This is a genomic window from Pseudomonas kielensis (genome assembly GCF_030505375.1).
Lineage (GTDB): Bacteria > Pseudomonadota > Gammaproteobacteria > Pseudomonadales > Pseudomonadaceae > Aquipseudomonas > Aquipseudomonas kielensis.
In genome coordinates this window covers 4,292,283-4,310,094 of sequence record NZ_CP130043.1, presented here as the reverse complement: position 1 = coordinate 4,310,094, position 17,812 = coordinate 4,292,283, and the positions used below count along the sequence as shown (strand labels likewise).

The following is a 17,812-nucleotide window of genomic DNA, read 5'->3' as shown; positions in this document are numbered from 1 at the left end:
ACGCCCATGATTGACCTCAACAGTTGGCCACCCCTATACGCACTGATGTACCTCGTCTTGCCGTTCGTTTTTGGAATGATCGGAATGGGTATTGGTCTTTATCTCGCGTACACACGACTGCCCGCCATGTTAGAGGCTTTAAAACATTGCCGGGACGTCATGCTTTGGGCAAACCTCAAAGACGCCGGGCCATTCGGCCGCTTGATCTTGCTTGCCAGAATTAGCGCGACTGTTCTGTTCCCGCGCCTGCTGGTCAAGCGAGGGCTGGCAGATCTGGACGATATCCAGCATTTTCCTTTACGCCTTAGGGAAATTCTGAAAAAGACTTCCTGATTTTGGCAAAATGTCTGGACTTTCCCTTTCGAGCTTCCAGAGAGTTCCGATGGCGCTACCTCTCGCCCACCGTTCCAGTCAAAGGCTCGCCGAGCACAATCGATCACCACCCTTACGCCATCCGGTCCTGTCTCCTGGCCACTAGGAGCCGGCCCAGACAGCCCACTACCAGATCAGCATCACCACAAAGCGAGGCCATCGGTTTTAGCCAGACGCCTTTGCGTGACCATCGGTCATAGTGAACGTACACGCGATGCCAATTGCCATAGAAATCGGGCAGATTACGCCAAGGGGCTCCGGTTCGGGCCACCCAGCACAGCTTCTACAAACAGTCGATTATCACGGGTCGTGGCACCTCGGTCGCTGACTTTTCCAGGCAACAGATCCTTGATCCGTTCCCACCGATCAGCGCGCAGCCGATAGCGGCTCATCCCGCCCTCCAAAATAATTCAAGAGTATCGAGTGGCTAGATTTTCCTCAAATGGGAGTGTTCTGTAGTTTAATTTTGTAAATGCATTTACTATTATATTTCAACAACCAACACAGGATGCGGTCTATGCAATTCGAAGAGTCCATTGAGATTAGATCGAAGCCTGAGCAGGTGTTCCGGCTGTATCAGGACGCCGAATGCTGGGCCGATTGGGACCCGGAAGTGGCCAGTGCAAGCCTGCCCGACGGTCTCATGCTGGGAGCCAAGGGCTGGCTGAAGCCAAGGACTGGTCCTAAGGCCAATATACAGATCGTCGAAGTGACCGAAGGCAAGTCGTTCTCGGTCCAGAGTCGGTTGCCGTTATGCCGCATGTTGTTCGGGCACCGCCTAGCGGAGAGCGGTGGATGGACTGTGGCAACTCATTGGGTCGAATTCTCCGGACCTTTGAGCTTTCTATTTCAGTACTTGGTCGGGAAGTCCATTCAGGCATCGCTGCCCAATACAATGCGCGGCCTCAAACAATTTAGTGAAGCCCATGTAAGCACATCATGAGTGCGAGCAAACCAGCCTTCGACGTGAACTGGAGTGGCTCTACTTACTCGGGACCGAGCGACAGCCCAGGATTCCGGCTATGGCGCGACTTCTTGGACTGGCAACGCCTACTCAATGCCCGCCTGAAACCCCTGGGGCTCACCCAGCCGCAGTTCGCCATCCTAGCGGTATGTGGCTGGCTAACTCGAGAATGCGAACTGGTCACTCAGCATGGCATCGCGGACTTTACCGGTATGGACCGGATGCATATTTCGCAAATCGTATCTCGTCTGGAAAGAGATGGGCTTCTCGAAAAGCGGACGAATCCTGAAGACCAGCGTGCGAATCTGGTGTCCCTCAGCACCGATGGCCACCATCAGTTGCGCATTGCCATGCCAATTGTCGAAGCGTTCGACAGGGAGTTCTTTCTGAAACGCAACGCTTGACTGAGCTAACAACAACGCATTGAAGGCCCATTCTCGACCGTAGTCTTTAATAATGGCTGGCTACAAGCTAAGGGAACCCTCAAAAAGACTCCTTGATTTTGGCAAAATACCCCGACTCCACCCGCCGAGTTTTCCGATGAAGCAAATGACTTTCGCCGATGCCGAGTACGCCGGAAAACGCAAACAGACCCGTAAAGAGTTGTTCCTGATCGAGATGGATCGGGTGGTGCCGTGGAAGGGGCTGATTACACTGATCGAACCGCACTACCCGAAGGGTGATGGTGGTCGTCCGGCCTATCCGCTGATGGCGATGCTACGTGTCCATCTGATGCAAAACTGGTTCGGCTACAGCGATCCAACGATGGAAGAGGCACTGTACGAGACTACTATTCTGCGCCAGTTTGCCGGGCTGAACCTGGAGCGCATTCCCGACGAAACCACCATCCTCAACTTCCGTCGCCTACTGGAAAAGCACGAGCTGGCGGCAGGGATTCTGGGCGTGATCAATGGCTACCTGGGTGATCACGGCCTGTCGCTGCGCCAGGGCACCATCGTCGATGCCACGCTGATTCATGCGCCGAGTTCGACCAAGAACCAGGACGGCAAGCGTGACCCGGAAATGCACCAGGCCAAGAAAGGCAATCAATGGTACTTCGGCATGAAGGCCCATATCGGTGTGGATGACGAGTCGGGCCTGGTGCATAGCGTGGTGGGCACCGCGGCCAATGTGGCAGATGTCACGCAGGTCGATAAGCTGCTGCACGACGGCGAAAACGTGGTCTGTGCCGATGCCGGTTATACCGGAGTGGAGAAACGCCTCGAGCATGAAGGTCGCCAAGTCATCTGGCAGATTGCCGCCCGGCGCAGCACCTACCAGAAACTGGGCAAGCGCAGCGTCCTGTACAAAGCCAAGCGCAAAATCGAAAAAGCCAAGGCGCAGGTAAGGGCGAAGGTCGAGCATCCGTTCCGAGTGATCAAGCGCCAGTTCGGTTATGTGAAGACGCGTTTCCGTGGCCTAGCCAAGAACACGGCACAGCTGGTGACGCTGTTTGCGTTGTCGAATCTGTGGATGGCCCGCCGACATTTACTGGGCATTACAGGAGAGGTGCGCCTGTAATGTGGGGAATGGCCGCAGCGAGGTGCTCGCAGCGGCTAAAAAGACGGGAATGAGTGAGTGATCTGAGTGTTTTGGATCGACCCGCCAACTTCCAAATCGGCGGTGACCGAAGTCAGCCAGAAATACGTGGCTACTTCAGACCATCCTTAGGAAATGGCTCATGGTGATGAATACAATAATCAACATCAGCATCGTCTGGTTGTTGGCCGCCTATGCATTGTGGAACCGTCACTAGATTGCGCCATGTTCCGCAGCCCCTAGACACCCGAGTTATAACTCCAGTACGCATTGAAGGGCCCGTTGACCGCCCCCGCAGTTACTGCGATGTACATCGCATTGGGCATACCAACAGGTGGTGTTTGAGAGTTGGCGTGTAGCGCCGTCGTAGTTGGCGGCGGTTCTTACACAACCGGAAAACTCGGCGATAGGATGGGTGAGGCAATTGGCGAAATCGTCTATGAGAATATCCAGTGAACACTGCTGAACTGGTTGTCGGAAGCCTATGTGGCTTAGTCCTCCTTGGTTTGTCTACTTGTATTGGGATCGCACTGTACCTGGGTTACACCCAAGCTGAAGCAATGGCGGCGTATTTCCAGAACAGTTCCTCGCTAATCACTGTCGCTACGCACAAACACACAGGCCCGTGGGGCAAGTTGCAGTTAGTGGGCGGCATTGCCAGCGCTGTTACATTTCCCTGCTTTTTTCTTAAACACGGCCTCGTCAGCGCTGAAGATATAAGCAACTTCCCCCTTCCACTACGAAGAAAACGTGTAGCTCTGCAATGGAGCATTGTTGGATTGATCGTTACCCAGGCTTTACTTGTCGCATTGTGGGATTTAGGGCTGCTCAAGTAACAATTCACATCATCGGGACACTTGCCTGGCTGCAGGTAAAACTGCGGTTACTGGCACGCAATCGACCTTCGGCAAGCGTTTTGACTTTGTCCCTTAATCAACACCTGAAGGTGCCGCTGCCCCCACAACGAGTGTCGGGCAGCCTGGTCAGGTGCTTGTCCATCACCTGCGCACTCATACCACGCCAGGTCGCTGTCTGGCCGGTAAAGCTGGTGGTTTCAGGGCCGTGGCTAAGCTTGGCCTGCGTCCGGAGAGATGCCTGGCACGGGATTACTTGAGGGGGTAATCCCGGATGGACGCGGCGCAATCGAATGGCGAGTAGCGGGAGGCGTTGTCGGCTGAGCGGTGCCCAGGGTGGCACCTGGAGCAGGATCGACCTGACGCTCATAAGTGGCCGTGAAGACGGAGGGGATCAACTGGGCCTTACAGGGGCAGTTGCTGAAGCTGTCCAGCGTGCCCGCCAGCGGTTTGCCGTGACTGACTATGTGCGCAACGCCCCCTACGATTCGATAGGTCTTGCCGTCCTTCCCACACGTGACTCGGTCCCCTTCGCGGGCATGGGCCAGGCCGTACAGCATAATCCTGATATCACCGTCCAGAACGACGCCACCACAGGTGGTCCTGTCTTTCAAACCGATAAAATGACCTTCATTCATTGAGCTTGCTCTCCATTTCGTCCGGTCGAGTCCAGCCTATTGACCGTCAGTTTCATGAACACTTTGGCGGTGGACCTGGGGCAGACAATCACTGGCCATCGGCACACCTTCACGCCTGACAAACACACCAGAATCACACTCAACCGAGCGAAGAAAATAGTACGGCGGACAATAACCAGATCACGAGCCCGAAAACAGGCCGACCCAGTGGAATAGGAAACTTCACCAATAGAAACAATTGGTTTCCTACAGAAATGTTTTCGGAGGAACCAATGACCGACCGAGGTACACCCGATAACAGGTTAGCCGTTTCCAGGCAGGCGCGGAGGATGGAACGGCTGAAAAAAACGGCACCCAAAGGTGCCGTTGCTCCCCCACCCCCCTCACTTACTTGCGCGCCGCCTCCCACGACTTCAGCAGTTCGGCATAGCTCACGGTCTCGCCCTTGGGTTTCTCGTTGGCCAGTTTCGGTTTCGGCGCGCCCGGTTGGTCAAACCAGTATTGCGCATCGCGCTCCGGGTTCATTTTCGGACCGCAGACCGGTTGGACCTTGGAGCGTTCGAGCCGGGCCATGATGGCGTCCTGGTCCTTGGCCAGACCGTCGAGGGCCTGTTGCGGGGTTTTCTCGCCGCTGGCGGCTTCGGCAATATGGCTCCACCACAGTTGGGCCAGGCGCGGATAGTCCGGCACGTTGGTCCCGGTCGGGGTCCATTGCACACGGGCCGGGCTGCGGTAGAACTCCACCAGGCCACCCAGCTTGGGCGCCAGGTCGGTCATGGCCTGGGAGTTGATGTCCGACTCACGAATCGGCGTCAGGCCGACGATGGTCTTTTTCAGCGACACGGTTTTTGAAGTGACGAACTGGGCATAGAGCCAGGCCGCGAGTTTCTGTTTCTCCGGCGTCGACTTCATGAACGTCCAGGACCCCACGTCCTGATAGCCCAGCTTCATGCCCTCCTCCCAGTAGGGTCCGCGCGGTGATGGCGCCATCCGCCATTTCGGCGTGCCGTCGGCGTTCATCACCGCCAGGCCCGGCTTGGTCATGTCGGCGGTAAAGGCGGTGTACCAGAAGATCTGCTGGGCGATGTTGCCCTGGGAGGGCACCGGCCCGGATTCGGAGAAGGTCATGCCGGCCGCTTCCGGTGGTGCGTAGGCCTTCATCCAGTCGACATATTTCTGTGTCGCGAACACCGCCGCCGGGCCGTTGGTATCGCCACCGCGGGTCACGCTGGAACCGACCGGGTGGCAATCCTCGACGCGAATGCCCCACTCATCCACCGGCAAGCCATTGGGCAGGCCTTTGTCGCCCCCACCGGCCATGGAGAACCACGCATCGGTGAACCGCCAGCCCAGGGACGGGTCCTTCTTGCCGTAGTCCATGTGCCCATAGACCCGCTTGCCGTCGATTTCCTTGACGTCTTCGGTGAAGAACTTGGCGATGTCCTCATAGGCCGACCAGTTCACCGGTACGCCCAGCTCGTAGCCGTACTTCTCCTTGAACTTGGCCTTCAGGTCCGCTCGCTCGAACCAGTCGGCGCGGAACCAGTACAGGTTGGCGAACTGCTGGTCGGGCAACTGGTAGATTTTGCCGTCCGGTGCAGTGGTGAAGGAAAGACCGATGAAGTCCTTGAGGTCGAGGGTCGGCGAGGTGTAGTCCTTGCCTTCATTGGCCATCAGGTCGGTGATCGATTCGGTCTTGCCGTAGCGAAAGTGCGTACCGATCAGGTCCGAGTCGTTGACCCAGCCGTCATAGATGTTCTTGTCCGACTGCATCTGGGTCTGCAGTTTTTCCACCACGTCACCTTCCTGCAGCAGGTCGTGGGTCAGCTTGATCCCGGTAATTTCGCTGAAGGCCTTGGCCAGCACCTTGGACTCGTACTCGTGGGTGGCGATGGTCTCCGAGACCACGTTGATCTTCATGCCGCGAAACGGCTCGGAGGCCTTGATGAACCACTTCAGCTCTTCCAGCTGTTGCTCGGCCGTGAGGGTCGAGGGTTTGAACTCGCTGCCAATCCATTTTTTCGCGGCATCCTCATAGGCATCGGCCCAGGCCGCAACGCTCAACCCGCTGAGTGCCAGCATGGCTGCCACTGAAACGCTATGTCGCAGCTTATTGTTTTTCTCGAACATAGAGACCTCCTGTATTAGGTTTCGGAGCACGATTGCCGATTGTCGGCTAGCCCCAACGCATCACGACCAACAGCCACACCAGGGACAGGCCGGTGGCCACCCAGATGCTCCAGCCGGTAACGCCAATCACCAGCAAATGCAGGTAGGCGCTGCCGAGAAGACCGATAAACAGCCGATCACCACGGGTGGTGCTGATCGGTAGAAAGCCGCGCCGGGCGATGCTCGGCGAACGCAGTTCCCAGGTGGTCATGCCCACCAGCAGCAAGGCGATGGCGCCGAAGAAGAGCGCGGTCGGCAGGGTCCAGTTCATCCACTCCATCATCAGCTCCTCACACTCGGCCCAGGGCAAAGCCCTTGGCCACATGGTTGCGCACGAACCAGATCACCAGCATGCCCGGCAGGATCGTCAGCACCCCGGCCGCCGCCAGCACGCCCCAATCGATCCCCGAGGCCGACACGGTGCGAGTCATCACCGCGGCGATCGGCTTGGCATTGACCGAGGTCAGGGTGCGCGCCAGCAGCAGCTCGACCCAGGAAAACATGAAGCAGAAGAACGCCGTCACACCAATGCCCGAACCGATCAGCGGGATGAAAATCTTGACGAAGAACTTGGGGAAACTGTAGCCGTCGATGTAGGCGGTTTCGTCGATTTCCTTCGGCACTCCGGACATGAACCCTTCCAGGATCCACACCGCCAGCGGCACGTTGAACAGGCAATGGGCCAGGGCCACCGCGATGTGGGTGTCGAACAGGCCGATCGACGAATAGAGCTGGAAGAACGGCAACAGGAACACCGCCGGTGGCGCCATGCGGTTGGTCAGCAGCCAGAAGAACAGGTGCTTGTCGCCGAGAAACCGATAACGGGAGAACGCGTAGGCCGCTGGCAGCGCCACGCTCAGGGAGATCACCGTGTTCAGGCTCACGTAATACAACGAGTTGAGGTAGCCGGTGTACCAGCTCGGGTCGGTGAAGATCACCTTGTAGTTGGCCAGGGTGAAGTCCTGGGGAAACAGGGTCAGGCCACCGAGGATTTCCGTGTTGCTCTTGAACGACATGTTCAGCAACCAATAGATCGGTACCAGCAGGAACAGGATGTAGAGCAACAGAGGCAGCAGCTTGGTCTTGCTCATGTCAGGCCTCAGCGGTTGGCGTCGGAGTGAGTCATGGCGGTATAGAACAGCCAGGACACCAGCAGGATGATCAGGAAGTACACCAGGGAGAAGGCCGCCGCCGGCCCCAGGTCGAACTGGCCGACCGCCATCTGGGTCAGGGTCTGGCTGAGGAAGGTCGTGGCGTTACCCGGCCCGCCACCGGTGAGCACGAACGGCTCGGTGTAGATCATGAAGCTGTCCATGAACCGCAGCATTACCGCGATCAGCAGCACACTCTTGAGCTTGGGCAACTGGATGTGGCGAAACACCGCCCAACTGGATGCCCGGTCGATCCGGGCGGCCTGGTAGTAGACATCCGGAATCGCCCGCAACCCGGAAAAACACAGCAAGGCCACCAGCGAGGTCCAGTGCCAGACATCCATCACCAGCACCGTGACCCAGGCGTCCATGGTGTTGGCCGCGTAGTTGTAGCTGATGCCCATGGCGTTGAGGGTCGAGCCCAGCAGGCCGATGTCGGCGCGGCCGAAAATCTGCCAGATGGTGCCGACCACGTTCCACGGAATCAGCAGCGGGATGGCCAGAATGATCAGCACCAGCGACGACCAGCGGCCTTTGGTTGGCATGGTCAGGGCGATGCCGATGCCCAGGGGGATCTCGATCAGCAGCACGCAGGCGGAATAGATGAACTGGCGCAGCAGCGAGTCATGCAGTCGTGGGTCCAGCAGCACCTGCTTGTACCAGTCGGCCCCGACGAAGTAGCGGCTGGACTGGTCGAAGATGTCCTGCACCGAATAGTTGACCACGGTCATCATCGGGATCACCGCACTGAACGCCACCAGCAGGAACACCGGCAGCACCAGCCACCAGGCCTTGTTGTTCTGCACCTTGTTCATGGCTGCCCCTCGTTGCTGGCGTGCATGGGCAGCAGATAGTCATCGGCGTAGACCATCAGCCACTGGGCCGGAAAGCTGATATAGGCGGTGCCCTGGGGCACCGGCTTGTCTTCGGCCAGGCGCACTTTGAGCGGCACGCCGCCCAGGTTCAGGGTCATGATCTTGTAGGTGCCCAGGTCCTCGACATGCACCACCGTCGCCTGCATCGCCTCATCGAAGGGCTCGTCCCAGACATGCACGAACTCCGGGCGGATGCCGACCTTCAGCGACTTGCCGGCGGCCTCGGCGATGCGCTGCTGCAGGCCTTCGGACAACGGCAAGTCGATGTCCGCGAAACCCACGCCGCCGGGACGTGGGCTGACCTCGATCAGGTTCATCCCCGGGCTGCCGATGAAGTAACCGACGAAGGTATGGCTCGGTCGCTCGAACAGCTCGCGCGGGGTGCCGAACTGGACGATCTGCCCGCCGTACATCACCGCGATCTTGTCGGCGAAGGTCGAGGCCTCGAGTTGATCGTGGGTGACGTAGACCATGGTGATGTTGAACTGCTCGTGGATCTGCTTGAGCTTGCGCCGCAGCTTCCACTTCAGGTGCGGGTCGATCACCGTCAGGGGCTCGTCGAACAGGATCGCCGACACGTCGTCGCGCACCAGCCCGCGGCCCATGGAGACTTTCTGTTTTTCGTCGGCGCTGAGGTTACGCGCCTTTTTCCCCAGCAGCGCCTGCAGGTCGAGGACCTCGGCGATTTCCTGGACCTTGCTGTGTACCCGGGCCTCGGCCATGCCCTGGTTGCGCAGGGGAAAGGCCAGGTTGTCGAACACCGTCATGGTGTCGTAGACCACCGGAAACTGGAAAACCTGGGCAATGTTGCGCTTTTCGGGGGTCAGTTGATTGACCACCTTGTTGTCGAACAGCACCTGGCCTTCGGAGGGGCTGAGCAGGCCGGAAATGATGTTGAGCAGGGTCGACTTGCCGCAGCCGGACGGCCCCAGCAACGCGTAGGCCCCGCCCTGTTCCCAGACATGGTTCATCTCGCGGATCGCGTAGTCCTCAGGCCCCGCCGGGGTGCGGGTGTAGCTGTGGGCGAGGTTGTGCAAGTGAATTTCGGCCATCAGGCAACCCTCGCGACACGTCGCCCGGGCGCCTGCAGCAAGCGCCCCTGGCCGTCGAAGACAAACAGTTTGTGGGTCGGGATGTAGATGCGGATCGGCGCATCGACGTCGTACTCATGCACCCCGGGCAGGTGCAGTACCAGCAGGAAGTGTTCGTTGCGCACATGCAGGAAGGTTTCCGAACCGCTGATTTCCGCCACCTCGACGGTCACCGCCAGTTCCAGGTCGTCGTCGTTGCTCGGCACCAGGGAGATATGGCTGGGGCGCACACCAAAGCGGAAGTCGCCCTCACCCACCGGGCGCAGGTCGACGTTGAGCGGGAAGTGCACAAAATTGGCAAAGCTGACTTCGTTGCCGGCGATGCGCCCCGGCATCAGGTTGATCGGTGGCTCGGAGAACAATTCGGCGGCCAGCACGGTCTGCGGCTGATGATAGACCTCAGCCGTCTTGCCACTCTGGATCACCCGGCCCTCGTGGAGGATGGTGGTGGTGCCGCCCAGGGCCAGCGCCTCGTTGGGTTCGGTGGTGGCGTAGATGGCGATGGTATGGCGGACCTGGAACAGCTCGCGCATTTCCTGGCGCAGCTCTTCGCGCAGCTTGTAGTCGAGGTTGACCAGGGGCTCGTCGAACAGGATCAGTTCGGCATCCTTGACCAGCGCCCGGGCCATGGCGGTGCGCTGCTGCTGGCCGCCAGACAGTTCCAGCGGATAACGCTTGAGGAACTTGTCGATGCGCAGCATCTGCGCGGTTTCGTGCACCTTGCTCTGGATCAGCTCGGCCGACACCCCGGCCTGACGCAAGGGCGAGGCGATGTTCTCGAACACGGTCATGGTCGGGTAGTTGATGAACTGCTGATAGACCATCGACACGTTGCGCAGGCGCACCGGGCGCTGGGTGACATCGACCCCGTTCATCAGGATGCGCCCGCCATCCGGCTTGTCGAGACCGGCCATCAGCCGCATCAGGCTGGTCTTGCCCGACAGGGTGCGGCCCAGCAGGACGTTGAACGACCCGGGTTCGAAGCGCAGGCTGGCATCATCGATCCAGACCTGGCCCTCGACGGTGCGGCTGACATGCTCCAGCGTTAATGACATGGCTCGGCCTTTTTCTTATTGGAGTCAAGCGACCGAGGTGACAGAGCGACATTCGTGCCAGAAATTCCAAGTGTTTGATCCGCCGTGGGTTTCACGAAAAGGATGAATCTGGCGGGTTCACCGCTGAACAGAAATGAACAACATTGGCAGGACAATTGAACAGTTGCCGAGTTGACTTTGAACAATTGTGAACAACACTCAACCATTACCTCACAGCGTACGTAGGTCCCCTGAAACCGCTGGCGCGGCCCGCGTCCGGCGATCGTGTTTGCCCATAACAAGAACAATAAATGCTTGCCCAGAGACTGCCCGCCATGTCCGCGCCTGCCTCGCCCTTGCCCCACGATGCCATCATCCAGGACTCCTGGCGCCGCTGTCGCGCCTTCGGCCTGCAACATCAAAGCCCCCCGGCCTTCGACCAGCTCCCCGCCGCCGGCATCGCGCGCCTGCTGGAAAGCCAGCACGCGCTGGTGCAGACCACCCACCAGGAAGTGCTGCCCTACTACGAGAACATCCTGAGCAACTCCAATTGCCTGATCATGCTCGCCGACAACCAGGGCCAGGTGCTGACCTCCTGGGGTACCCAGCGTTTTATCGAGCCGAGCCTGAGCCGTGGCTTCAACGCCGGCGCCAGTTGGCGTGAGCAATCCAGCGGCACCAACGCCATCGGTACCGCCCTGGCCTGCGAACAGGCCGTGCACATCGCCCACGATGAGCACTTTCTCAAGGCCAACCGCTTCATGACCGGCTCGGCGGCGCCGATTTTCGATGCCGAGCGGCGGCTGATTGCCGTGCTCGATGTGTCCAGCGACAGCTACCTGCCGCCAGACCACACCCTGGGCATGGTCAAGATGATGAGCCAGACCGTGGAAAACCGACTGATCCTCAATCTGTTCAAGGGGGAGCACTTCCAGTTGGTGTTCAACACCGGCCTGAACAACCTCGACAGTCAATGGGCCGGGCTGCTGATTTTTGATGAAAGCGGCCAGGTGCTCTCGGCCAACCGGCGGGCGGACAACCTGCTGGGCATCAGCTTGTCGCGGGTCAGCATCGACAGCCTGTTCAAGGTGTCGTTGCTGGAGTTGCTCAACCAGCCCGACGGCCTGCCCTTCGCCCTGCAGGCCGCCGGGCGCAACCGTTTCCATTGCCTGCTCAAGCGGCCGTTACAGCGCCCGATGCAGGCCCGGGTATTCGCCCAAGCCCCCCTCCCCGCGCCACAGCCCATCAGCCTAGGCACCCTGCACTTTGGCGACAGCCGCGTGGAAAAGGCCGTGCGCCAGGCCGAGCGCTTATTGGAAAAAGACATTCCCCTGTTGATCCACGGCGAAACGGGGGTGGGCAAGGAAGTCTTCGTCAAGGCGCTGCACCAGGCGAGCTCACGCAGCAAACAGGCATTTATCGCCGTCAACTGCGCGGCGATCCCCGCCGAACTGGTGGAGTCCGAACTATTCGGCTATGAAAAGGGCGCCTTCACCGGCGCCAATCAGAAGGGCAGCATCGGCCTGATCCGCAAGGCCGACAAAGGCACCTTGTTTCTCGACGAAATCGGCGACATGCCACTGCCGACCCAGGCCCGGCTACTGCGGGTACTGCAGGAGCGTTGCGTGCAGCCGGTGGGCAGCAGTGAATTGTTCGCGGTGGACCTGCGCATCATCTCGGCCACCAACCGTTCTTTGCGCGAGCAGGTGCAACTGGGGCGCTTTCGCGAAGACCTGTATTACCGTATCGGCGGCCTGACCCTGGAACTGCCGCCGCTGCGCGAGCGCAGCGACAAGCAGGCGCTGTTCAAGCGTCTGTGGGAACAGCACCGCGAGGCGCTCCAGTGGGCCGGCTTGAGCCCGGAAGTACTGGCCCTGTTCGAACGCCATCCATGGCCCGGCAACCTGCGCCAGGTCAGCAGCGTGATCCAGGTGGCCCTGGCCATGGCCGAAGACCAGCCGGTACGGCCCGAGCATTTACCGGATGATTTTTTTGTCGACCTGGAAATGGAGCCCATCGCGGCGGCTGAGCCGTTGGCAGTGGATGTGAATGACGCCGAGGACTTGAATCGACAGTTGCAGGCGGCCGGGGGGAATATTTCGCACTTGGCACGGCGGCTGGGGGTTAGTCGTAACACCCTCTACAAGCGGCTGCGCCAGTGCGAGAGCTGACCGCTGCGCGGTCAATCGCTAGCAGGCTAGCTCCCACAGGGGAAATTCATTCATCAGGAAAAAGGCCGGCCGGCCGGTAGGCGGCCTCGCCCGCCTTTAGCACTCAACAGGCCGAGCGTCTGCCAATAACGCATCGGGCGTAAAACCTTCGATCAGCGCTTCGCCTTGGTCATATCCAGAGCTTTGTCCGGGCGTCAGCAGCAGGCGTACCCACGCGGGGTGGTTATCGAAGTGGATCAGGCTGATGGGCTCTTTCAAGTCGGCAGGAAACGCCGGCGTGAGGTGGTGATAGTCGCCGGAGCCAACGAAGAAAATTTCCGGGCGCGCATTGGTTGGCAGAAGCCATCTTGCCGGCGATGGCTTCTGCGCGATTTAGCAATGAAGCAACCAGGTGATTCTCAACTGTATGCGTTGATAAACCAGGTGATCATCGGGATAGCCACAATGTCGATCAGCACGGCACCGCACAGCGGCACGATGATGAAGGCTTTGTACGAGAACACTTTGTAATGGTCACAAATGGCGCCCATGTTGGCCACTGCATTGGGCGTCGCGCCCAGCCCGTGACCCATGAAGCCCGCGCACAAAACTGCCGCGTCGTAGTTGCGGCCAAACAGGCGGAACAGGACGAACACGCACAGCAAAATCATGATCACCACCTGCACCACCAGAATCACCAGCAGCGGCAAGCCGAGCTTCTCCAGCTCCCAAAACTTCAGACTCATCATTGCCATCGTCAGGAACATGCCCAGGCACACATCGCCGATAGTGCTGACGGCATGGTCGGGCATCTCGATAACCTGAGCACGGTCATTGAGGTTGCGCAGGATGATCGCGACGAACATGGCGCCCACATAGCTCGGCAACACGATACCCAGATGCTGTTGCAAGCTGGAGCCCAGCCAGAACCCAAGCACCATGATCACCACAATGCAGGTCAACAAGCGCAACAAGGTGGCAGCATCCAGCGCGGGCGGCGCGGTGTGGACCACTTCTTCGAACGCCTTGAGGCTGCCAACGGCTTCGGCCTTGACCACGAGTTTGTTGCGCTCGATCAACCAGCGCGCCAGCGGGCTACCTAGCAAGCCGCCTGCCACCATGCCAAAGGTTGCAGCTGCCAGCGCTGCAGTGGTCGCACCGACCGCACCGAGGTTTTCAGCAATCGGCCCGAAAGCTGCCGCCGCACCAAAACCGCCTTCCAGTGACACCGCGCCAGCCATGATCCCCAACAACGGGTCGATGCCCAGCAGCTTGGCGACACTGACACCCACCACGTTTTGCACCAGCGCCAGGCCCCAGCACGCACCCAGGTAGATAAACAGCAATTTGCCGCCCTTGCGCAGCAAACCCAGGCTACCCCCCAAACCGACAGTGGTGAAAAACGCCACCATCAGCGGGGTTTGCAGGCTGGTGTCGAGGGTCAGGTTGAGCAGTTGCTGATCACGTAACAGCCAGATCACCAAGGCAAAACCAAAACCACCAATCACCGGTGCAGGAACACACAGGTGACGCAGCCAGTAGCTACGTTTTTTCAGTTGGGCACCCAGGCCCAGCAGGAGCAGCGCGAGAGCGAGGGTGCTCAGCGCATCCAGTTCGAATGTCAGCATGGCGAATTTCTCTTTTTCTTATGATTCAACAAGCGGTTTCAGGGATTTACGGAAAAACTTAATCGATCAGGCTGGCGAGCAGACGCGCGCCAATGCGGGCGGTTCGATTGTCGATATCCAGGCCGGGGTTGAGTTCGGCGATGTCGGCCATGCGCAATTTGCCGCTGGCCTTGGCATGACGTATCAGGTGCTCGACGATCTGCATGTCCACGCCATGGGCAGACGGCGCACTGACACCGGGCGCCTGGCTGGCGGGCAGGACATCAAGGCAGATGGTCATGTAGAGGTGATCGACGTCTTGCAAGAACTCATCGATCAGCGCTTCGCAGGCGGGTATGTCCCAGCTGTTCATTTGCCGGTCGAGGCGGTAACGCACATTCAGTCGCTGCGCCTGCTCAAACAGCGCCTGGGTGTTGTTCAACTGGCTGACACCCAGGCAGCAATAGGTGAACGGCATCTGTGCACGCTGGCAGTACTCGGCTATCTGGCGAAAAGGGGTTCCCGAACTGCTTTGTTCACCATGGCGCAGATCAAAGTGGGCATCAAAGTTGAGAACGCCGATTCGCGCATGCGGGGTGGCCTGGCGCAGGTGATCGGCCAGGCCGCTAAAGCTGGCAAAGGCGATTTCATGGCCGCCACCCAACCCCAACGGCAAATGCCCCTGGTTGAGCATATAGCTGACGTGATGAGCGTAAATCTGCTGCGCGCCTTCGAGGTTACTGTCGGTACAGCTCACATCGCCCGCGTCATACAGCGGCGTATGGCCGTGCCACGCCAGGTTGGCCAACGCCTTGCGCAGTGCTGACGGGCCAAGACTGGCGCCGGTGCGTCCTTGATTACGTTTGACTCCTTCATCACAGGCCAGTCCAATCAGTGCTGCACCCGCAGACTGACCCTCGCAGAAGGGCTTGACCCATTGATGCCAGCGCAGCGCAGCCTGCCCTTCGCCAGCGTCGATACGACCTGTCCACAGGGGTATGTCAGAAACAGCAGTCATGCTTGAAACTCCAGTCAAATTCAGTCGAGCCGGGCGCTCAGGCGCAGGGCCACGTCCTGGGTCCAGCGGATCAGGCGTTCACGGCGGGTGTGCGCCCGGAAGGCAGGAGCCATGAGGCTGATGGCGCCTTGCAGGCGATTGCGGCTGTCGAGCAACGGCGCGCTGACACCCCAAATGCCGTCGTCGATTTCACTCACACTCACGGCATACCCGGCAGCGCGGATATCGGCAAAACTGCGTTGGTACGTGGCGACTTCCTCGCTTTCGACGCCTTGCGCCAAAAGAGCCGACAGGCTTTGCGCCTCATCCATATAGGCCAACAGCACTCTCGCCGACGCACCGACCAACAGCGGCTGGGCCAGCCCTTTTTGGTAGCAGCAACGCAGCGGTTGCGGGCTGTCGACCAGCTCGATGCAAATCGCCTGGCCATTGCTGGGCACCATTAACGCCACGCTTTCCTGGCTTTGCTCGGCCAGGCGCTTGAGTTCCGGCTTGGCGAGGGTCACCAGCACGGCTTCGCGGTCGAATTTCTTGGCCAGTTGCAAACAAGTTGGCCCCGGCAAATAGCGACCCTGACCGTTCTCTTCGGCAAGCCCCCAGCGCAGCAGGGTCTTGAGATGGCGATAAGTGCTGCTGAGCGGCTGTGCCAGTTGCTCGGACAGTTGTTTGGCGGAGATCGCCTCGCCGGATTGCCCCAGGGTGACGAGGATTTGCAGCAAGCGATCAGTGGGCGTGTTGTAGTTCATATCGGCCTCATGCTCTTGCGGACATGGTGCACCGAGTTTTCCATTAACTGAAACCAGATTCCCACTGAGTGGGAAAAAACCCGCAGATAACGATCAGCGGCCAGCCCTTAGCCTCACGGTTGATCTGCCGAATCAATGGCTTGCGATGCCAGTCAAAACAAAACCCGCACTAGGCGGGTTTTGTTTTGCAGCGATGACACCACTCAGTCAGCCAGACGCCAGGTCGTACCGCCCTTGCCGTCTTCCAGCACCACGCCCATGGCGGTGAGCTGGTCGCGGATGCGGTCGGATTCGGCCCAGTCTTTAGCGGCACGCGCCGCCAGGCGCGCGGCAATCAAGCCATCGACTTCAGCCGCGTCGACCCGCCCTTCGGCGCCAGCCTGCAGGAAGTCGTCGGCTTCGAGCTGCAGCACACCCAGCACGCTGGCCAGCTCTTTCAAGCGCGCCGCCAGACCGGCCGCCGCCGCGAGATCGCTCTCACGCAGGCGGTTGATCTCGCGCACCATCTCAAACAGCACCGCGCAGGCTTCCGGCGTGCCGAAGTCGTCGTTCATCACTTGGGTGAACCGCTCGACAAAGGCTTCGCCACCGGCCGGTGCCACCTTCGGCAGGCCTTTCAACGCGTGGTAGAAACGCTCCAGGGCGCCCTTGGCGTCCTTGAGGTTGTCTTCCGAGTAGTTGATGGCGCTGCGGTAGTGGCTCGATACCAGCAGGTAACGCACGACTTCCGGGTGGTACTTGTCGAGCACGTCGCGGATGGTGAAGAAGTTGTTCAAGGACTTGGACATCTTCTCGCCATTGATCCGGATCATGCCGCAATGCATCCACGCATTGGCGTAGGTCTTGCCGGTGGCCGCTTCGCTCTGGGCGATTTCGTTCTCGTGGTGCGGGAACTCCAGGTCGCTGCCGCCGCCATGGATGTCGAAGGTCTCGCCCAGGCAGCAGGTGGACATCACCGAGCACTCGATGTGCCAGCCCGGACGCCCGGCGCCCCACGGCGACTCCCAGCTCGGCTCGCCCGGTTTGACGCCCTTCCACAGCACGAAGTCCAGAGGATCGTCCTTGGCTTCGTCGACCTCGATCCGCGCACCAATGCGCAGGTCTTCGATCTTTTTGCGCGACAGCTTGCCGTAGCCCATGAACTTGCCGACGCGGTAGTACACGTCGCCATTGCCCGGGGCGTAGGCGTAACCCTTGTCGATCAGGGTCTGGATCATCGCGTGCATGCCCGGAATGTGATCCGTGGCGCGCGGCTCCATGTCCGGCTTCTGGATGTTCAGGCGCGCTTCGTCTTCGTGCATCGCCGCGATCATGCGCTCGGTCAAGGCTTCGAACGACTCGCCGTTCTCATTGGCCCGATTGATGATCTTGTCGTCGATGTCGGTGATGTTGCGCACGTAGGTCAGGTCGTACCCGCTGAACCGCAACCAGCGGGTCACCAGGTCGAACGCGACCATGCTGCGGCCGTGGCCGAGGTGGCAGTAGTCGTACACGGTCATCCCGCACACGTACATGCGCACCTTGTTGCCATCCAGCGGCTTGAAGACTTCTTTGCTCTTGGTGAGCGTGTTGTAGATCGTTAGCACTTTAGTTCCTTGACTGAA

Annotated in this window: 18 protein-coding genes and 1 pseudogene; 6 read left to right on the top strand and 13 right to left on the bottom strand. The window is 59.6% G+C overall.

Going from position 1 to position 17,812, the window contains the following annotated elements; genetic code table 11:
• Positions 1-6: 6 nt before the first annotated feature.
• Positions 7-333, top strand: coding sequence for a hypothetical protein (locus tag Q1W70_RS20170; protein WP_166591448.1), 327 nt, complete (start codon positions 7-9; stop codon positions 331-333).
• A 112-nt stretch (positions 334-445) separates the two neighbouring features.
• On the opposite strand, the gene Q1W70_RS27155 is transcribed toward Q1W70_RS20170, so the two are convergent.
• Positions 446-643 carry a transposase gene (locus tag Q1W70_RS27155; RefSeq protein WP_166591447.1) on the bottom strand — a complete coding sequence of 66 codons (198 nt, stop codon included), beginning with the start codon at positions 641-643 and terminating at the stop codon, positions 446-448.
• Positions 644-889: 246 nt separating this feature from the next.
• Between Q1W70_RS27155 and Q1W70_RS20165 the strand changes: the two genes are divergently transcribed.
• The 4 genes from Q1W70_RS20165 (at position 890) to Q1W70_RS20150 (ending at position 3,711) form a co-directional block, all read left to right on the top strand.
• Entirely contained in the window at positions 890-1,315 is a 426-nt protein-coding gene (locus tag Q1W70_RS20165; RefSeq protein ID WP_166591446.1) for an SRPBCC family protein, read from the top strand.
• Positions 1,312-1,740: a MarR family winged helix-turn-helix transcriptional regulator gene (locus Q1W70_RS20160; RefSeq protein ID WP_166591445.1), complete on the top strand. Its 429-nt coding sequence runs from the start codon at positions 1,312-1,314 to the stop codon at positions 1,738-1,740. The genes Q1W70_RS20165 and Q1W70_RS20160 overlap by 4 nt, the downstream gene beginning before the upstream one ends.
• Before the next feature lie 136 nt (positions 1,741-1,876).
• Entirely contained in the window at positions 1,877-2,857 is a 981-nt protein-coding gene (locus Q1W70_RS20155; RefSeq protein ID WP_166591444.1) for an IS5 family transposase, read from the top strand.
• A gap of 470 nt (positions 2,858-3,327) precedes the next feature.
• Positions 3,328-3,711 (top strand): hypothetical protein, encoded by a 384-nt coding sequence (locus tag Q1W70_RS20150; RefSeq protein WP_166591443.1) that lies wholly within the window; start codon positions 3,328-3,330, stop codon positions 3,709-3,711.
• Between the two features lie 230 nt (positions 3,712-3,941).
• On the opposite strand, the gene Q1W70_RS20145 is transcribed toward Q1W70_RS20150, so the two are convergent.
• From Q1W70_RS20145 to Q1W70_RS20115, 7 genes are all read right to left on the bottom strand, one after another.
• Positions 3,942-4,289 (bottom strand): PAAR domain-containing protein, encoded by a 348-nt coding sequence (locus Q1W70_RS20145; protein WP_244647657.1) that lies wholly within the window; start codon positions 4,287-4,289, stop codon positions 3,942-3,944.
• 465 nt (positions 4,290-4,754) lie between these two features.
• Entirely contained in the window at positions 4,755-6,497 is a 1,743-nt protein-coding gene (locus tag Q1W70_RS20140) for an ABC transporter substrate-binding protein (protein ID WP_166591441.1), read from the bottom strand.
• Between the two features lie 46 nt (positions 6,498-6,543).
• Positions 6,544-6,816, bottom strand: a complete 273-nt coding sequence (locus Q1W70_RS20135; RefSeq protein ID WP_166591440.1) for a DUF2160 domain-containing protein — start codon at positions 6,814-6,816, stop codon at positions 6,544-6,546.
• Positions 6,817-6,826: 10 nt separating this feature from the next.
• On the bottom strand, positions 6,827-7,627 hold the full coding sequence (locus tag Q1W70_RS20130) for a carbohydrate ABC transporter permease (protein WP_095171355.1): 801 nt from the start codon (positions 7,625-7,627) through the stop codon (positions 6,827-6,829).
• 8 nt (positions 7,628-7,635) lie between these two features.
• A complete protein-coding gene (locus Q1W70_RS20125) occupies positions 7,636-8,502 on the bottom strand; it encodes a carbohydrate ABC transporter permease (RefSeq protein ID WP_166591439.1) in 867 nt (288 codons plus the stop codon).
• A complete protein-coding gene (locus Q1W70_RS20120; protein WP_159996898.1) occupies positions 8,499-9,614 on the bottom strand; it encodes an ABC transporter ATP-binding protein in 1,116 nt (371 codons plus the stop codon). The genes Q1W70_RS20125 and Q1W70_RS20120 overlap by 4 nt, the downstream gene beginning before the upstream one ends.
• Complete coding sequence (locus Q1W70_RS20115; RefSeq protein WP_166591438.1) at positions 9,614-10,708, bottom strand: ABC transporter ATP-binding protein; 1,095 nt, start codon at positions 10,706-10,708, stop codon at positions 9,614-9,616. Before Q1W70_RS20115 ends, Q1W70_RS20120 begins: the two co-directional genes overlap by 1 nt.
• Before the next feature lie 314 nt (positions 10,709-11,022).
• Between Q1W70_RS20115 and Q1W70_RS20110 the strand changes: the two genes are divergently transcribed.
• Positions 11,023-12,858 (top strand): sigma-54-dependent Fis family transcriptional regulator, encoded by a 1,836-nt coding sequence (locus tag Q1W70_RS20110; protein WP_166591468.1) that lies wholly within the window; start codon positions 11,023-11,025, stop codon positions 12,856-12,858.
• A 204-nt stretch (positions 12,859-13,062) separates the two neighbouring features.
• Here the strand turns inward: Q1W70_RS20110 and Q1W70_RS20105 are convergent.
• From Q1W70_RS20105 to cysS, 5 genes and pseudogenes are all read right to left on the bottom strand, one after another.
• Positions 13,063-13,191: pseudogene (locus tag Q1W70_RS20105) on the bottom strand (arginase family protein); the annotation flags it as partial.
• A gap of 65 nt (positions 13,192-13,256) precedes the next feature.
• Positions 13,257-14,465 (bottom strand): sodium/glutamate symporter, encoded by a 1,209-nt coding sequence (gltS, locus tag Q1W70_RS20100; protein WP_166591437.1) that lies wholly within the window; start codon positions 14,463-14,465, stop codon positions 13,257-13,259.
• A 58-nt stretch (positions 14,466-14,523) separates the two neighbouring features.
• Positions 14,524-15,462, bottom strand: a complete 939-nt coding sequence (gene hutG / locus Q1W70_RS20095; RefSeq protein WP_166591436.1) for a formimidoylglutamase — start codon at positions 15,460-15,462, stop codon at positions 14,524-14,526.
• Positions 15,463-15,482: 20 nt separating this feature from the next.
• A complete protein-coding gene (locus tag Q1W70_RS20090; RefSeq protein WP_166591435.1) occupies positions 15,483-16,208 on the bottom strand; it encodes an IclR family transcriptional regulator in 726 nt (241 codons plus the stop codon).
• 203 nt (positions 16,209-16,411) lie between these two features.
• A complete protein-coding gene (gene cysS / locus Q1W70_RS20085) occupies positions 16,412-17,794 on the bottom strand; it encodes a cysteine--tRNA ligase (RefSeq protein WP_166591434.1) in 1,383 nt (460 codons plus the stop codon).
• Positions 17,795-17,812: the final 18 nt, after the last annotated feature.